The sequence below is a fragment of the Streptomyces sp. NPDC048483 genome, from assembly GCF_040651455.1.
GTDB lineage: Bacteria > Actinomycetota > Actinomycetes > Streptomycetales > Streptomycetaceae > Streptomyces.
The window spans coordinates 1-16,205 of record NZ_JBEZJZ010000048.1 but is presented as its reverse complement, the minus strand read 5'-3'; the positions used below and the strand labels follow the sequence as shown (position 1 = coordinate 16,205).

Here is a 16,205-nt window from a genome sequence, read left to right as displayed (position 1 = left end):
GGTGACCACCGCGACCCCCCGCAGCCCCGGCCCGCTCGCCGGTTCCACCCCCATACCCGGTCCGACCATGGCGCCGGCCTCACCCCTACCCGGTTACCGGGGCCCCACGGCCCTGGCCGACCCCCACCTCTACCGCGTCACCAAAGACATCACCGACGCCACCGAACAGGCCGCCCTCAGCCGTCTGCTGACCGTCTCGCTGATCGCGCTGCTGGTCTTCGCCGCCATCTCGGTGGCCCTGGCGTGGTGGATGGCGGGGCGGGTGCTGCACCCGGTCTCGGTCATCACCAGCACCGCCCGCCGGCTGTCCGCGGCCAACCTGCAAGAACGCATCGCCCTGGACGCGCCGCCCGGCGAACTCAAGCACCTCGCCGACACCTTCGACGGCATGCTGGACCGCATCGAGCATCTGGTCTCCGCGCAGCAGCGGTTCGCCGCCAATGCCGCCCATGAACTGCGCACCCCGCTCGCGGTGCAGCGCGCCGCCGCCGAGATCGGCCTGGCCGACCCGGACCCCGCCAACGTACGGCGCATCCGCGGCAAGCTGATGGAGGTCGCCGAGGACAGCGAGCAGCTGATCGAGGGGCTGCTGCTGCTCTCCGTCTCCGACCAGGGGCTACAGCGCCGCGAGCCGGTCGCGCTCGGCGATCTCGCCAGGACCGTCACCGCGGAGTACGCCGATGACGCCTGGCGGCGCGGGCTGACCGTCGCCACCGACATATACCCGCTGACCGTCGACGGCGACCCCGTCCTGCTCGCCCCTCTCGTCCGCAACCTGGTCGCCAACGCCGTGGGGGCACCTCCCATGCCCGTTCAGGGCTATGGGGGGAGCCACAACCACCCCGACGGCCGGATCACCCTCAGCATCGACGACCGCACCCTGGAGATCACCAACACCGGCCCGCCCGTCCCCGCCGAGTCCGTCCCGTACCTCTTCGAGCCGTTCCGCCACCTCGAGGCCCGCCGCCACGCCCCCGGCGAGGGCGCGGGCCTGGGCCTGTCCATCGTCGCCTCCATCGCCCGCGCCCACTCCGCGGAGGCCACCGCCCACCCGAATCCGGGCGGCGGGCTGACGGTTCGGGTGTCCTTTCCGGCGCGGTTGCCCGAGTGAGGGCCCATGGCCGGGCGCCGGTCCACGGCGGGCCGAGGAGCCGGGACCCGATTGCCCGCATGACGGGACCTCGGCGCCGGGGCGGGATTCAATGAGTCCATGATCCGGTTCGACTCCGTCACCAAGCGGTACCCGGACGGCACCACCGCCGTCGACGGCCTCTCCCTCGAGGTCGGCGAGGGAGAGCTGGTAACCCTCGTCGGCCCGTCCGGCTGCGGCAAGACGACGACCATGATGATGGTCAACCGACTCATCGACCCCACCCACGGCACGATCCATGTCGACGGCTCGGACATCTCCGGCGTCGACCCGGTCAAACTGCGCCGCCGCATCGGCTATGTCATCCAGCAGACGGGCCTCTTCCCGCACCGCACAGTCCTCGACAACACCGCGACCGTGCCGTACCTGACCGGCTGGAAGAAGGCCAAGGCGCGCGAACGGGCCGCCGAACTCCTCGACTTGGTCGGCCTGGACCCGGCCGTCTACGGCTCGCGCTATCCCGACCAGCTCTCCGGCGGCCAGCGCCAGCGTGTCGGCGTGGCCCGCGCGCTGGCCGCGGATCCGCCCGTCCTGCTGATGGACGAGCCGTTCGGCGCCGTCGACCCGGTCGTCCGCGACCGGCTGCAGAAGGAATTCCTGCGCCTCCAGGCCGCCATGCACAAAACGGTGCTGCTGGTCACCCATGACATCGAGGAGGCCATCCGCCTCGGCGACCGGATCGCGGTCTACGGCGAGGGCCGCATCGAGCAGTACGACACCCCCGCCGGCGTCCTCGGCGCCCCGGCCTCCCCGTACGTCGCCGAATTCGTCGGCAGTGACCGGGCGTTGAAGCAACTCTCGGTCACCGGCATCGACCGCGACGACCTGGAACGCCCGCCGTTCGCCCGCCTCGGCGAACCGGCCGCGGAGGCGGCCGGCCGCCTGCGCGCCGAGGGCGCCCGCTGGGCGGTGGTCCTCGACGAGAGCGGCGAGCTGCACGGCTGGGTCGGCACGGAGGACATGGCCGCGACGACCGGCCAGGTCTCCGACCACGCCCGCCGCATGGAGGCCTGGGTACCGGTGACCGGCACCCTCAAAGCGGCCTTCGGCGAAATGCTCAAGCACGACGCGGGCTGGATCGCGGTGCTGGACGGCCACCGCTTCCTCGGCGTCCTCACCCCGACCACGCTCCACGAGGCGCTGCGCCGCACCATCGACTCGGACGAACGAGGGGTACCGCGGGAGCGGGCGGAGGTGGATTCGGTGCCTACGGAATGAAGCCGGCGGAGTGACAGGGGCGGTGTTTCACGTGAAACACACACGACCGGCGGTTTCACGTGAAACGGCCACCGGCGGCTGTTTCACGTGAAACACCGTCTTCAGCGACGTCATGGCGACGATTTCTTCGGCAACAGCCCTTTCCGCACGAGGTAGTTGCGCGCCACATCCGCCGGCAACCGCCGCCAGCTGTCCACCTGCTCATTGAGCCGCGCCAGCTCCGCCGTGGTCAGCACCTTGTTGAGGCGGTTGAGCGCGGCGGTCGCCCGCGCGCTGCCCGCGCGGGAGCGGTTGACGAGGGGGATGACGTTGTCGGCGTTCTGCAGCTTCTTGTCGTCGGCGAGCAGCACCAGGCCGAACTGGTCGAGCGTGGCATCGGTGCTGGTGGTGAGCACCATCTGGTCCTGACCGTTCTGTACGGCCTGTTTGGCGGGGGTGGTGCCGACGCCCTTCGGGTCGACGGCGGTGATGGTGATGCCGTAGGTCTTCCGCAGGCCGGGTGCACAGAACGGCCGCTGGACGCACTCGTCGCCCGCCGCCAGCCGCACCGGCAGCTTGGCGCGGCCGAGGTCGCTGAGGGTTTTGAGACCGTGCTTGCGGGCGTACGAGGCGCTCACCGCGAAGGCGTTCCGGTCGACGGCCCGGCCCGCGGGAAGCGCCGTCAGACCGCGGGGAGCGGCCAGCTTGCGCAGTGCGGCCATGGTCGCGCCGACGTCGGGCGAGGCGACCGGAGCGGCTTTCGGCCCGTTGTCCTTGGCGTTGAGCCAGTCGGCGAGGGTAGCGGCGTACTCGGGGACGACATCGATCTGGCCGCTCTCCAGGGCCGGTTCGTACAGCTCGCGGTTGCCGACGGTGAGGAGGTCGGTGCGGTATCCGGCATGGCCGAGCAGCGCCGCGTACATCTGGGCGAGCAGTTCGCTTTCGGTGAAGCCGGCCGAGCCGATGGAGAGATGACGGCTGTCCCCGGGGGAGGCGGTGATCGCGCTCCGGTTCTCCAGCGAGGGCCCACCGGCGCAGCCGACCAGGACGGCAGCGGCAGCGATCGTTACGACAGCGGCGCGGGCCCCTCTCACCGGTTCCACCTCCTCACCGGTTCGGCCGCCTCACCGGATCCGCCCCCGCACCCACGGAGGTGTCCATCGCTGCCCCTGCTCGAACGCGGCCTCCATCAGCAGCGCGAACACCGCGACAATCACCGCCCCGGCGACCACCTGCGGGGTGCTGGCGAGATGGAAGCCCGCCGTGATGATCCGGCCCAGCCCGCCGCCGCCCACCAGCGCGGCGAGCGTGGCGGTGGCCACCAGCTGTACGGCGGCGATCCGGATACCGGTCAGGACCAGCGGAAACGCCAGCGGCACCTCGACCCGCCACACCAGCTGCGTACCGGTCATCCCCATGCCCCGTGCGGCCCGCACCACGTTCTGGTCCACCTCGCGCATCCCCACGTACGCATTGGTCAGCAGCGGCGGAATGGCGAACAGCACGAGGGCGATGATGGTGGGCCACTGCCCGGACCGTCCGATGGGCGTCAGCAGGAGCAACACCAGTACGGCGAAGGTCGGCACCGCGCGGCCGATGTTGGCGAGGTTGACGGCCAGCGCGCCGCCGCGGCCGAGGTGGCCGAGCGTGAGGGCGATGGGCAGCGCGATCAGGGTGCTGATGGCCAGGCAGGCGAAGGTCAGCACGAGGTGTTGCTCGAGGCGGTGCCAGACGCCGTTCTCGCCGGACCAGTTGGCGGCGGTGGTCAGCCAGGACCAGACCGCGGACAGGGTGTTCATGCCCGCCGGCCGGATGCCGTCAGCGGCCGTCTGCTGCGCGCACCGCCTGTCGCACGCGCGCGCGGCCGCGCCTTTCGGCCGGCCCGCCGCCACGGTGTGAGCAGCCGCTCCGCCCCGAGCAGCAGCAGGTCGAGGACGACGGCGATGATCACGCACAGCACCGACGCCGTCAGCACCTGCGCCTTGAAGAACGCGTTCATCCCGGCGTAGATGAGGTTGCCCAGACCGCCGTACCCGACGATCGCCCCGACCGTGGTGAGCGCGACCGCCGAGACGGTGGCGATCCGCAGCCCGGCCATCGCGGCGGGCAGCGCCAGCGGCAGCTCCACGGTCAGCAGTTGGCGCATCGGCCCGTACCCCATCCCGCGCGCGGCCTCCTTGGCCTCGGCCGGGACGCCGTCCAGTCCGGCCAGGATGTTCCGTACGAGCAGGGTGAGCGAGTACAGCGCGAGGCCGACCACGACGAGGGTGGCCGAGAGCCCGTAGACCGGCAGCAGCAGGGAGAACATCGCCAGCGACGGGATCGTGTAGATCACGGTGGTGATGCCGAGCACCGGCCCGAGCGTCCAGCGCCGGCGCCGGGCCAGCAGCGCCAGCGGGACCGCGATCAGCAGCCCGAGCGCCACCGAGGTCACCGTCAGCTGGAGGTGCTGGGCGACCGCGTCGAGCAGGATCTGCCGACGGGTGCTCAGGTAGTCGCCGCAGATCCAGTCGTTACGGGCCAGGCAGTCGTCCGGCGGCGGTGCGGTCACGGTACGAGTCCATCCCGGCGGCGGCGGGGTGTCGCGCCCACCGCGTCCAAACGGGGCCCGGGGTCGCGGGATCTCGGGGTCGCCGGGCGTTGCCGCACTCCTTCGCGCACTTACTTCACGTACACACTTCGCGTACACACCCCTGGTATACATCCAGCGAATACACGCTGTGTATAGTCCCCTGAGTCCGTTCGACCGATGGTCGGCGCGGTGGGTCATGTCCTGCCGTGCCGCGCTGCGCCCTGCCCAAAACCGCAGTTCAGAGGGTGTATACGGCCGAGTCGCGGACGCCCGTACACCGTCCGCGTCCGAAAGAGGCCCGCATGCCGAAGCGGAAGTCCGCAGCCCGCCGTCAGTCCATAGCCGGGCTGCTGGCGGCCACCACCCTGACCCTGGCCCTCAGCGGCTGCGCCTCGTACGACGTCACCGCCCCGGCGGACGCCCGCGCCGACGCAGCGGCGGCCACGGATGCAACGAACGGGGACGCCAAGAACGGGGACACGAAAAACGGGGACGCCAGGAGCAAGGGTTCCGCCGACGTCGACTGCAACAAGGCCAAGTGCGTAGCGCTCACCTTCGACGCCGGCCCCAGCGAGAACACCAACCGGCTGCTCGACATCCTCAAGAAGGAGAAGGTGCACGCGAGCTTCTTCATGCTCGGCAAGAACCACATCGACGAACGCCCCGCCGAGGTCAAGCGGATCGACGCCGAGGGCCATGAGCTCGCCAACCACACCTGGTCGCACCAGATTCTGACCGACATCGAGCCGGCCGAGGCCAAGCGGGAGCTGTCCCGCGTCCAGGACGCCGTCAAGAAGATCACCGGCAGGACGCCTCAGCTGATGCGCCCGCCGCAGGGCCGCACCGACGAGAACGTCTCCCGGATCAGCAAGGAACTCGGCCTGGCGCAGGTCCTGTGGAGCGTGACCGCCAAGGACTACCAGACCACCGACTCGGACCTGATCACCAAGCGGGTGCTGGACCAGACCGAGCGCGACGGCATCATCCTGCTGCACGACATCTACAAGGGCACCGTCCCGGCCGTCCCCGGCATCATCAAGCAGCTCAAGCAGCGCGGCTACACGATCGTGACGGTCTCCCAGCTGCTCTCACCGGCGAAGCCGGAGCCGGGGATGGCCTACCGGCCGTAGCCGCCTCGAGCCGTGAGCACAGGGCACCCGCCAGGGCATACGAAAGGGGGCGCCGGCATCGACCGGCGCCCCCTTCGCTTACCGCAGGCTCAGCCCTGCGACCGCTCCGCCTCCAGGCGCTTGCGGTCGGCCGCGCCGGGCGACGCGGCCGGTGCGTTCGGCGGCGTCGTCCCCTTCCCCGACCCCGGAGCCTGCGACGGACCGCCGGCTCCCGGCTTGCGCGGTAGCGGCACGGCCTCGGTGTCCTGCGGGAACGTCAGCTGCTGGCTCTGCCACTCCAGCGCCGGAACCACCTCGCGCCGCCAGGTGGCGAACTGATGGCTGCCGCGCGGCAGGATGATGGAATCGACCGTCATCGGCGACTTGGCTGCCTGGATGAACTTCATGGTGTCGCCGTAATTCGGCTCGCCCTTACGGCTGCTGGCCACCAGCGCGGAGACCTGCGGCGCGGGCAGGTGCTTGAGCCGCCACAGCAGATCGTGCTCCCGCTCCCGCTTCGCGCCCTCGATGCCGGTGCCGAAGAGGCTGCCGGTGGTCAGGTCGTCCTTGATCGCGTAATCGCCGGAAAGGGAGACCGCCGAGGTGTAGATCTTCGGGTTGCGCATCGCCAGCTGCAGCGAACACGTACCACCGGACGAATACCCGAACGCGCCCCAGGCACTGGGGTCACGCCCGACCCGGTACGCGGACTTCATCGCATCCGGCAGGTCCTTGGTGAAGAACGTCTCGGCCTTCGGCCCGCCCGGCACATCCACGCACTCGGTGTCCCGCGGCGGCGCGATCGTCGGCCGGACCATCACGATCACGGTCGGCTGCATCCTGCCCTGCGCGATCAGCCGGCCCGCGTTCTGCGGCACCTGGAGATGCTGCGCGAGGTTCATGATGCCGCCGGGGTAGCCGCTGATGACGACCATGACGGGGAACCGCTGGCGGCGGAACTGCGGCTGGAAGTACTGCGGCGGCAGATAGACGAAGCCCGGGTTGATGGCCCGGGTGCGGCGGCCGATGATCCGTACGGACTCGACCTTGCCCACCTTGTCGGCGGGCCCCTTGGGCAGCCCCGTCACCCGATCGAGGCCCTGGGGACCGGCCGGCTGGACCAGTCCGCCCTTGATGTTGCCGATCGACGCGTACTGCCCGCCGTTCTTGCTGATGGACGCCGGTGCCTGCTCGTTGTTGCCCAGCAGCTCGTCCCAGCTGCCGTAGAACTCAAAGCTCGAATTCACCGCGAGAGCGAGCGCGCACACAATCGACAGCTGGGTGGCCACGATGGCACCGAGCCTGCCCAGCACAGGGCGGACTCCGCTCCGCGACAGCCGGGGCCAGAGCCACACCGTGGCAGCCACACAGGCCAGAGCCAGCACGACCACCATGATTTCGAGCGACTGACTGGTCAGCCCCATGCGCCCACATCTCCCGTCACCCCCGAAAGGGTTCTTGCCTACGTACCGGCCGCCTAGAGGCACAACGGGCGGCTCGGGACAATGGTCACCGGGAAAGATGGGCACACCCGCTAATCGGATACCTGAACGACCATCTTCTTACCTATCTCTTGCTCAACCGTTTCCGCGGCGTGATACGGGACGGTGATACGGGGTGTGGTGCGGGGCCCGACGGGCAGATCGGGGGCGGGCCGGCGGCGGGCTGGGCGCCCCTCCCCCGGTAACAGGGGCGCCCAGGTCTCGTCATCCGCCACCTCGCCCTCACGTCGTCCCGCCCTCACGTCATGGCACTCGGCAGCGGGCTGCGGCTTCGGGCTCCGGGCTCCGGACTTCGGGCTCCGGACTTCGGGCTCACACCCCGATATCCCGCCCGTCCTTACGCCACACACTCACCACGGACGGCCGCACCAACGCCCCCGGCCCGTCCGGCCACTGGGACGCGGGCTTCTCCACGCTCGCCCCGTCCACCTCGCCCGGATGCTGTACGGCCACCAGCACCCGCCGCTCCTGGACGATCGGCCCGCAGGTCTCGGCCCCCGTAGGCACCGTCAGGAACTGCTTGACCTCACCGCGCCGGGGCCCGGCCGTTGCCACTCCGAACAGCCCGTCATGACTGCCCAGGGCATTTCCGTCCGTCGAAATCCACAGATTCCCGTACGGGTCGAACGTGATGTTGTCCGGGCAGGAAATCGGGCTGACCTGGTCCTTGGGGAACCCGCCGTAATACGTGGCCGGATCCGCGGGATCTCCGCACACCAGGAAGAGCCGCCAGTGGAAACGCCGGGCCGCCGCATCGTCCCCGCGCTCCCGCAGCTCCACAATCTGCCCGTGCTTGTTGCCGTTCCGCGGATTGGCCTCGTCCGCCGCGGCCTTCCCGGTCTTACCCCGGTCGCTGTTGTTCGTCAGCGCGATATACACCCGCCCGGTGCGCGGACTGGGCTCGACGTCCTCCGGGCGGTCCATCTTCGTCGCGCCCACCTTGTCGGCGGCGATCCGCGTGAAGACGTACACCTCTTCCGCGCTCATTCCCGGCACAAACGACGTATCGCCGCTCGCCAGCGGAATCCATTCCCCCGCTCCGTCGAACTCCCCGTCCGCCGGCAACTTCCCGGATCCGTCGATCTCCCCCGCGGCACTGTCCCCCGTGAACTTGGCGACATACAACGTCCCCTCGTCCAGCAACGTCCGATTGTGCTCACGCGCGGCCGGCCCACCGCCCCGCTTCATCCTCTTGGCAGAGACAAACTTGTAAAAATAGTCGAACTTTTCGTCATCGCCCATATACAGGACAGGGCGGCCGTCTTCCGTCAGCCGCGGTTCCGCCGCCTCGTGCTTGAACCGGCCCAAAGCCGTCAACTTCCGCGGTGTGGCCTCCGGGTCACAGGGATCGATCTCCACGACCCACCCGAACCGATTCACCTCGTTCGGCTCGCGGGCCACATCGAACCGCTTGTCGAACCGCTCCCACTTCCGCTGGCTGGCGCCCCCGGTAATCCCGTACCGCTTGAGCCGCGCGGCGACCACCGGATCGGCGACGGAGTCCCCATGGGCGAAATACTGGTGGAAATTCTCCTCGCCGGACAGCACCGTTCCCCACGGCGTAATGCCGCCACCGCAGTTGTTCAACGTCCCGAGAATGCGGGTGCCTTCGGGATCGGCCGAGGTCTTGAGCAGCTCGCTGCCCGCCGCCGGGCCCGTCACCTCGAACGGCGTCGTACCGGTGATCCGCCGGTTCAGCCGGTGGCGGGTGACCGCCGTCAGCCGGCCGCTCCGCTCCTCCTCCTGCGCGACGAGTACGGATATTCCGTGCGCCGCCCAGCCGATCTCCGCCTGCTCCCGGGTCGGGTTCTCCGCGTCGTATCCGGCGAACATCAACTGCTCGTCCGTGTACTCATGGTTGATCACCAGCAACTGCCGATCACGCTCACCCGGCAGGTCCAGCACCGCCATGTAGTCATTGTTGTAACCGAACTGCCCGGCCTGGGCCTTGGCCGACTGCCGATCCGGGTGAAAGGCCGGCGCCCCCCGCAGAATCGGGTCACCCCACCGAATGACGACATTCTGCGCATGCCCGTCGGAGACCGTGACGGAATCAGCGGTATTCGGCGCAACTGCGGTGAATCGCAGCCCCCGCGCACCCTTTCCGCGACCGTCCCCATGGCTCTGCCCCTTCGACGCGGCCACGGCTTCCTGCGCCGCCCCCGCCCCAACCCCTACAGCCCCGACCGCACCCGCAACCGTGACCACCGCAGCCGCCCGGACCACCGAACGCCGCGACAGCGCACCGGCGATGACATCCCCGACATATTCGTTGTCACTCACATTCGGCGTCTCATGAAAACAGGCATCGCCACAGCGATACCTGCAGGTCATGGCCGAACGCCCGCCCGGATGAGAACCGATCAACGGCAGAAACTTGCGCACACTTCCCCCTGAGAAGCACGTAGAGGCCTGTAGAACCACGTAGATCCGTCCAGATCCACGATGACCGGCGAACAACCCTGACAAGCACCGACAAGCACCGACCGGGACCGACAGGACGCCGAATGACGCCGAATGTCGCCGGAGAACATCAAACGATTCGGCAACAACTTCGCCCTGGCCACTCGCCCGTTCGCCTGCCCGACTGAGAATCGAACGCGAACCGCCGTGACGCTATGTGCCCCGCCCCCACGCACGGCAACGCAAACATGAACTTCCCATGAATCCCAGGCCGATACGATTACGCGCGAGACCGTACGAACGGTCAAAACCTTCCGTACGCAGGGTCAATGGCCGGCCAACCTCTCCACACCTCCGGATCGCCCGCCACACAAGGCGCGGGGTCCCACGGTGAGGCCGGTGCAGGCCGCTACCCTTACGTATCCGTCCTGGTCAGGGACATGTCTGTGCTTCACGGACATTCGCCGCACCCACCACACGCAAGAGAGGTTCGCCGATGGGCATTCGGAGTCTGCTGCGCAACGCTTTCGGTCGCTCCAAGGCGGCCCGCGAAGAATCCGGCGTGGCAACGAGCGGCGCCAATACGACGCCGGAATCGGCAACAATCCCGGAGGCCCGCGAGGAATCCACCCCGGCCGCCACCCCGGACCCCGAGGTCCCGGCGGCACGTACGGCCCCCAGCGAGACGCCGACCCCGACGACGCCCACTCTTCCCGCCCAGGGCAGCCGGGCGGACCGCGATGCGGAAGCGGCTGTTCCTTCCGTACGGGAGGACGTCACGCTGGATGAGGAGCCTGAGGTGGCCCGGCGGTCGGCGGTGGCCGATGAGGCCGCTGTGGCCGATGAGGCCGATGAGGCCGACGCCCCTGCCGTGATCGACGAGCCGACGGTGGCCGATGAGGCTGCCACGGCCGACGAGGCCGCGGTGGACGCCAAGCCCGTCGTGGACACCGTGGACGACGCCCCTGCGGCGGCCGCCGCCGTCACCACCGAGCCCGCGGCAACCGCAGAGCCGGCGGCCACGGAGCCCGCCGAGACGCCCGAGGCACCCGAGGCACCCGAGGCACCCGAGGCGACGGACCCGGTCGAGCCGGAGGCGAAGGCCACGCCGGAGCCCGAGTCCGCCGCCGCACCGAAGGCCACGCCGGAGCCCGAGTCCGCCGCCGCACCGAAGGCCACGCCGGAGCCCGAGCCCGAGAACCCCCAGCCGGCCGCCGCCCTCTCCCTCACCAAGGTGGAGACCGCCGCCCCCGCCCTGGTCCCCCTCTACAAGGCCGCCTCCGCCACCCTGGCGAAGCACCACCTCGCCACCCAGCGCGCCGCCGTCTACCTGGTCCTCGACCGGTCCGGCTCGATGCGTAACTACTACAAGGACGGCACGGTCCAGAACCTCGCCGAACAGGCCCTCGGCCTCTCCGCCAACCTGGACGACGACGGCATCGTCCCCGTCATCTTCTTCTCCACCGACATCGACGGCACCGCCGACCTCGGCCTCACCCACTACGAGGGCCGCATCGAGGAGCTGCACGCCGGCCTCGGCCACATGGGCCGGACGAACTACCACTGGGCCATCAACGCCGTGGTCGAGCACTACAAGAAGTCCGGCAGCACCGCCCCCGCCTTCGTCATCTTCCAGACCGACGGCGCCCCCACCTCCAAGCCGGCCGCCGAAAAGGCGCTGTGCGAGGCGGCGGAACTCCCCATCTTCTGGCAGTTCGTCGGCTTCGGCGACCCGGACGCCAAGGGCTTCGACTTCCTGCGCAAGCTCGACGACCTGGCCGTCCCGGAGAAGCGCATCATCGACAACGCCGGCTTCTTCCACGCCGGCCGCGACCCCCGCGCCCTCTCCGCCGACGAGCTCTACCAGCAGCTGATGGTCGAATTCCCCGAGTGGCTCACCGAGGCCCGCACCGCCGGCGTCCTCAAGGACAACTGACCCACACCCACACCCCACTCACCGGCTGCGGCCGGGCCCTCACACCGGGCCCGGCCGCAGCCGTCGTTGTTCCCGTCGGCGTGCGCACCGGGCGCCTTGCACAGCAGGCGAGCTCCCGCACCATTCCCTAGGCTGATGGGGTGATATGCCCCGTTTCCACCCGGCGCTCTCGTGGAACGGCCGGGTGACCGGGGTTGCCGTACCGGCCGAGCGAGGCGGGTCCCCATGAGCAAGGCAGCAGCCCCTCGCCCCGCCCCGAGCTGGGCCGCGCCCCCCGACCCCCGCCGCTGGTGGGCTCTCGTCGTGATCGCGATCGCGCAATTGATGGTGGTCCTGGACGCCACGATCGTGAATATCGCGCTGCCGTCGGCCCAGCGCGACCTGGGGATATCGGATGCGAACCGGCAGTGGGTGATCACCGCGTACACGCTCGCGTTCGGCGGGTTGCTGTTGCTGGGCGGGCGGATCTCGGACCTGGTGGGGCGGAAGCGGACGTTCGTGGTGGGGCTGGTGGGCTTCGCGGTCGCTTCGGGGCTGGGCGGGGCGGCGAGCGGGCCCGAGCTGCTGTTCGGGGCGCGGGCATTGCAGGGGGCATTCGCGGCATTGTTGGCGCCCGCCGCATTGTCTTTGCTGACCACCACCTTCACGGTCGGGAAAGAGCGGAGCAAGGCGTTCGGGATTTACGGGGCCATTGCGGGTGGGGGCGCGGCCATCGGATTCATTGCGGGTGGGCTGCTGACCGAGTATCTGAGCTGGCGCTGGTGTCTGTACGTCAATGTGCCGGTTGCTGTCCTTGCGCTGGCCGGGGCCGCGGTTTTTCTGCAGGACAAGCGGGAGCGGGGCGGGGCGCGGCTGGATGTGCCGGGTGTGCTGCTCGGATGCGGTGGGCTGGTCGCGATCGTCTATGGGTGCAGTGAGGCGCAGCCGCGCGGGTGGGGCGATGGGCGGATTGTGGGACTGCTGGTCGGTGGGCTGGCGCTGCTCGCCCTTTTCGGCTGGTGGCAGACGCGTGCCCGATATCCGCTGCTGCCGCTGCGCATCGTGCGGGACCGGAATCGGGGCGGCGCCTTTCTGACCATCGGGCTGGCCGTTATCGGCATGTTCGGGATGTTCCTGTTCATGACGTATTACCTGCAGACCGTGCTGGGGTATTCGCCGGTCAGGACCGGGCTGGCCTTTCTGCCCCTGGTCGCGGCGATCGTCGTCGGCTCGACGCAGATTTCGGCGCGGCTGCTGCACCGCCTCGCGCCGCGCCGGCTGATGGTCCCGGGTGCCCTGCTCGCCGCCGTCGGCCTGTACACGCTGACGTATCTGACCGCCCGGCCCGCCTACGTCTCCCATGTCCTGCCCGCCGAGCTCCTTGTCGGTCTGGGGATGGGGTTGGTCTTCATGCCGGTGATGGCGACGGCCACGTCCGGGGTCGCGCCGCAGGACTCGGGGGTCACGTCCGCGACCGTCAACACGGCGCAGCAGGTGGGGGGTTCGCTCGGTACGGCATTGCTGAACACGATCGCCACCTCGACGAGTGCGACGTATATCGCGGCCCATCTGGCGGATGCGGCGAGGCGGGTCGGCGACCAGGGCATTCCTCCCGCCGTGCGGAGCGGGATCGTGCGGGACGGGGTGGTGGACGGGTTCGCGGTGGCGATCGGGGCGGGGTCGGCGATCATGCTGCTGGCCGCCGTCGTCGCGGGCCTGATGGTCAATGGCCGGGCACCGAAGCCGCCGGTTGCGGCCCCGGCTCCGCGCATCCCGGACGCGCGTCAGTGAGGCGTCACGAGGACCCGGAAGTGGCCCGCAAAAGGCCGCGACGGCGCCCCCACCCCGTCCAGTACGATATTGACGTTCCGTAAAGCAAATCATCACTCACCGTAGCGACTTGGGAGCAGCCGGCAATGGCTCGACACCTCATCACCAGCGCCCTTCCGTATATCAACGGGATCAAGCACCTGGGCAACATGGTGGGGTCCATGCTCCCGGCCGATGTCTACGCCCGGTATATGCGGCAGCGCGGGCACGACGTGCTCTACATCTGTGCGACGGATGAGCACGGAACCCCTGCCGAACTCGCGGCCAAGGAAGCCGGGCAGTCGGTCGCTGCGTTCTGCGGCGAGCAGCACGACAAGCAGAAGGCGATCTACGAAGGATTCGGACTCGAATTCGATTACTTCGGGCGGAGTTCGTCGCCGGAGAACCGGGAGCTGACGCAGCACTTCGCGCGCAAGCTGCACGAGAACGGCTTTATCGAGGAGCGGGCCATTCGGCAGGTCTACTCGATCGCCGATGAGCGCTTCCTGCCCGACCGCTACATCGTCGGTACGTGTCCGCACTGCGGCTACGACAAGGCGCGCGGCGACCAGTGCGAGAACTGCACCCGGGTGCTGGACCCGACCGATCTGATCGACGCGCGCTCGGCGATCAGCGGCAGCGGTGAGCTGGAGGTGCGGGAGACCAAGCACCTCTTCCTGCTCCAGTCGAAGCTGCAGCACGAGGTCGAGGGCTGGCTGGAAGGCAACGGCAGCAAGGAGTGGCCGACCCTGGCGTCGTCCATTGCGCACAAGTGGCTGACCGAGGGGCTCCAGGACCGGGCGATCACCCGCGACCTGGACTGGGGCGTTCCGGTGCCGGCCGATGTCTGGCCGGAACTGGCGGCCGAGGGCAAGGTCTTTTATGTGTGGTTCGACGCGCCGATCGAGTACATCGGGTCGACAAAGGAATGGGCGGACCAGGCGCCCGAGGAGCGCGACTGGAAGTCGTGGTGGTACGAGGCCGATGACGTCCGGTACACGGAATTCATGGCCAAGGACAATGTGCCGTTCCACAGCGTGATGTTCCCGGCGACGCAGATCGGGACGCGTGAGCCGTGGAAGAGGGTCGATTTCCTCAAGGCCTTCAACTGGCTGAATTACTACGGCGGGAAATTCTCGACGTCGCAGCGCCGGGGAATTTTCACGGACGCGGCGCTGGAACTGCTGCCGGCCGACTACTGGCGCTACTTCCTGATCGCCAATGCCCCGGAGTCGGACGACACGTCCTTCACCTGGGAGCTGTTCTCGTCCTCGGTGAACAAGGACCTTGCGGACACGCTCGGAAACTTCGTCAACCGGGTGCTGTCGTTCTCCCGTAAGCGGTTCGGGGACGAGGTGCCGGCGGGCGCCGAGGCCGGGGCCGCGGAGCAGAAGCTGGGCGAGGAGATCGCCGCGCTGCTGGCGGATTACGAGGGCCACATGGAGGCCCTGCAGTTCCGTAAGGCGGCCGCCTCGCTGCGGGCCCTGTGGAGCGCGGGCAACTCCTACCTCGAGGAGAAGGCCCCGTGGCTGGAGATCAAGACCGACAAGGAGGCGGCGGCGCTGACGCTGCGTACGGCGATGAATCTGATTCATCTCTACGCGGTGATCTCCGAGCCGTTCATTCCGGCGTCGGCGAAGGCGATGCGGGGCGCGTTCGCCCTGGAGAACGACGCGGCCGTGTGGGTCTCCCAGGAGGAGGCGAAGGCGCTGGCCTCGGTGCCGGCCGGGACGCCGTTCACGGTGCCGCCGGTGCTCTTCGCGAAGATCACCGAGGACGATCTCGAGGCGTACCGGGAGCGGTTCGGCGGCACGGAGGAGTAGGCCCCACCCGGAGCGGTGAGTCTCCGGGGCCGCCTGCCCGACCGGAACGCGCCGCGCGGCTCGGCGCCGCGCGGCCGCTGCCCCGGATACGTAGGCATGTACCGGTCCGATGCCCCGCACCGCAGGCAGAAAGCAGCCCGTCGCGGCGAGCGCGGCATACGCGACCCACAGGTTGGGCATCGCCTGCGGGCCGTAGAAGAGGGCGATCCACAGACCGGCGAACAGAGCGCCGCCGAAGGCCGGTACGGGTGGGGGCAGCAGGCCCCGCCAGATCCACAGGGTGAGGAGCAGCCCAGCGCCGGAGAGCACCGCGAGGTAGCAGTGCAGTGCGGTGGACGAGGCCGTCAGGGCCACGGCCGGGGCAAGGAGGAGAGTGATGCCGCGGGCGCGCGGGGCGCTGAAGAACGCGGTCGGCGCATGGGGGTCGACCTGGCTGACGTACACCGTCTCGTCCCATCCCAGGCCGGGGACGGCGATCGCGGAGTAGAGCTGACAGATCGTGAAGGCCACGGCTATGGCGATGAGCCTCCACACATCGCGGGCCGGACCGGAGCGCACCGCACGGGGCCGCGACCGTCGTATGGACCTGTCGGAGGCTTCGAGAACAGGGCTGCCTTGCTGCACGGCACCAACAGTGCGGATGGTGCCGGTACCCGGCCACACGGGTGGTGCGATCGAGTCATTCGCCCCGACCGCACCACCAACGGGTCAGGGGCGACGTTTCA

Annotated in this window: 11 protein-coding genes and 1 pseudogene; 6 read left to right on the top strand and 6 right to left on the bottom strand. The window is 69.4% G+C overall.

Annotated elements, in window-relative coordinates:
• Position 1 precedes the first annotated feature (1 nt).
• Both AB0D04_RS23290 and AB0D04_RS23285 read left to right on the top strand, forming a co-directional pair.
• Positions 2–1,111 carry a HAMP domain-containing sensor histidine kinase gene (locus tag AB0D04_RS23290; protein ID WP_362706444.1) on the top strand — a complete coding sequence of 370 codons (1,110 nt, stop codon included), beginning with the start codon at positions 2–4 and terminating at the stop codon, positions 1,109–1,111.
• A gap of 99 nt (positions 1,112–1,210) precedes the next feature.
• A complete protein-coding gene (locus tag AB0D04_RS23285; protein ID WP_362706441.1) occupies positions 1,211–2,368 on the top strand; it encodes a betaine/proline/choline family ABC transporter ATP-binding protein in 1,158 nt (385 codons plus the stop codon).
• A 110-nt stretch (positions 2,369–2,478) separates the two neighbouring features.
• Here AB0D04_RS23285 and AB0D04_RS23280 read toward each other — a convergent pair whose 3' ends face one another.
• The 3 genes from AB0D04_RS23280 to AB0D04_RS23270 are packed head-to-tail and all read right to left on the bottom strand — an operon-like array spanning position 2,479 to position 4,898.
• Complete coding sequence (locus AB0D04_RS23280) at positions 2,479–3,441, bottom strand: ABC transporter substrate-binding protein (RefSeq protein WP_362706439.1); 963 nt, start codon at positions 3,439–3,441, stop codon at positions 2,479–2,481.
• Positions 3,442–3,471: 30 nt separating this feature from the next.
• A complete protein-coding gene (locus AB0D04_RS23275; RefSeq protein ID WP_362706436.1) occupies positions 3,472–4,146 on the bottom strand; it encodes an ABC transporter permease subunit in 675 nt (224 codons plus the stop codon).
• Positions 4,143–4,898, bottom strand: coding sequence for an ABC transporter permease (locus AB0D04_RS23270; RefSeq protein WP_362706433.1), 756 nt, complete (start codon positions 4,896–4,898; stop codon positions 4,143–4,145). Before AB0D04_RS23270 ends, AB0D04_RS23275 begins: the two co-directional genes overlap by 4 nt.
• Before the next feature lie 323 nt (positions 4,899–5,221).
• Between AB0D04_RS23270 and AB0D04_RS23265 the strand changes: the two genes are divergently transcribed.
• A complete protein-coding gene (locus AB0D04_RS23265) occupies positions 5,222–6,049 on the top strand; it encodes a polysaccharide deacetylase family protein (protein WP_362706430.1) in 828 nt (275 codons plus the stop codon).
• A gap of 89 nt (positions 6,050–6,138) precedes the next feature.
• Here AB0D04_RS23265 and AB0D04_RS23260 read toward each other — a convergent pair whose 3' ends face one another.
• Both AB0D04_RS23260 and AB0D04_RS23255 read right to left on the bottom strand, forming a co-directional pair.
• Positions 6,139–7,452, bottom strand: a complete 1,314-nt coding sequence (locus AB0D04_RS23260; protein WP_362706427.1) for an alpha/beta hydrolase-fold protein — start codon at positions 7,450–7,452, stop codon at positions 6,139–6,141.
• Between the two features lie 390 nt (positions 7,453–7,842).
• The gene (locus AB0D04_RS23255) at positions 7,843–9,915 is read right to left on the bottom strand and encodes a PhoX family phosphatase (RefSeq protein WP_362706551.1); all 2,073 of its coding nucleotides are present in this window, start codon (positions 9,913–9,915) and stop codon (positions 7,843–7,845) included.
• Between the two features lie 514 nt (positions 9,916–10,429).
• On the opposite strand from AB0D04_RS23255, the gene AB0D04_RS23250 reads away from it, so the two are divergent.
• The 3 genes from AB0D04_RS23250 (at position 10,430) to metG (ending at position 15,480) form a co-directional block, all read left to right on the top strand.
• Positions 10,430–11,869 (top strand): VWA domain-containing protein, encoded by a 1,440-nt coding sequence (locus tag AB0D04_RS23250; RefSeq protein WP_362706424.1) that lies wholly within the window; start codon positions 10,430–10,432, stop codon positions 11,867–11,869.
• Positions 11,870–12,094: 225 nt separating this feature from the next.
• Complete coding sequence (locus tag AB0D04_RS23245) at positions 12,095–13,639, top strand: MFS transporter (protein WP_362706422.1); 1,545 nt, start codon at positions 12,095–12,097, stop codon at positions 13,637–13,639.
• 125 nt (positions 13,640–13,764) lie between these two features.
• A complete protein-coding gene (gene metG / locus AB0D04_RS23240; protein WP_362706419.1) occupies positions 13,765–15,480 on the top strand; it encodes a methionine--tRNA ligase in 1,716 nt (571 codons plus the stop codon).
• Between the two features lie 114 nt (positions 15,481–15,594).
• Here metG and AB0D04_RS23235 read toward each other — a convergent pair.
• Positions 15,595–16,002 (bottom strand): annotated as a pseudogene (locus AB0D04_RS23235) (hypothetical protein); the annotation flags it as partial.
• Positions 16,003–16,205: the final 203 nt, after the last annotated feature.

Bases quoted from the DNA above. Each gene is read 5' to 3' on its own strand.
- AB0D04_RS23285 (WP_362706441.1), top strand. From the start codon at position 1,211: ATGATCCGGTTCGACTCCGTCACCAAGCGGTACCCGGACGGCACCACC.
- AB0D04_RS23275 (WP_362706436.1), bottom strand. From the start codon at position 4,146: ATGAACACCCTGTCCGCGGTCTGGTCCTGGCTGACCACCGCCGCCAAC.
- AB0D04_RS23265 (WP_362706430.1), top strand. From the start codon at position 5,222: ATGCCGAAGCGGAAGTCCGCAGCCCGCCGTCAGTCCATAGCCGGGCTG.
- AB0D04_RS23260 (WP_362706427.1), bottom strand. From the start codon at position 7,452: ATGGGGCTGACCAGTCAGTCGCTCGAAATCATGGTGGTCGTGCTGGCT.
- AB0D04_RS23250 (WP_362706424.1), top strand. From the start codon at position 10,430: ATGGGCATTCGGAGTCTGCTGCGCAACGCTTTCGGTCGCTCCAAGGCG.
- AB0D04_RS23245 (WP_362706422.1), top strand. From the start codon at position 12,095: ATGAGCAAGGCAGCAGCCCCTCGCCCCGCCCCGAGCTGGGCCGCGCCC.
- metG (WP_362706419.1), top strand. From the start codon at position 13,765: ATGGCTCGACACCTCATCACCAGCGCCCTTCCGTATATCAACGGGATC.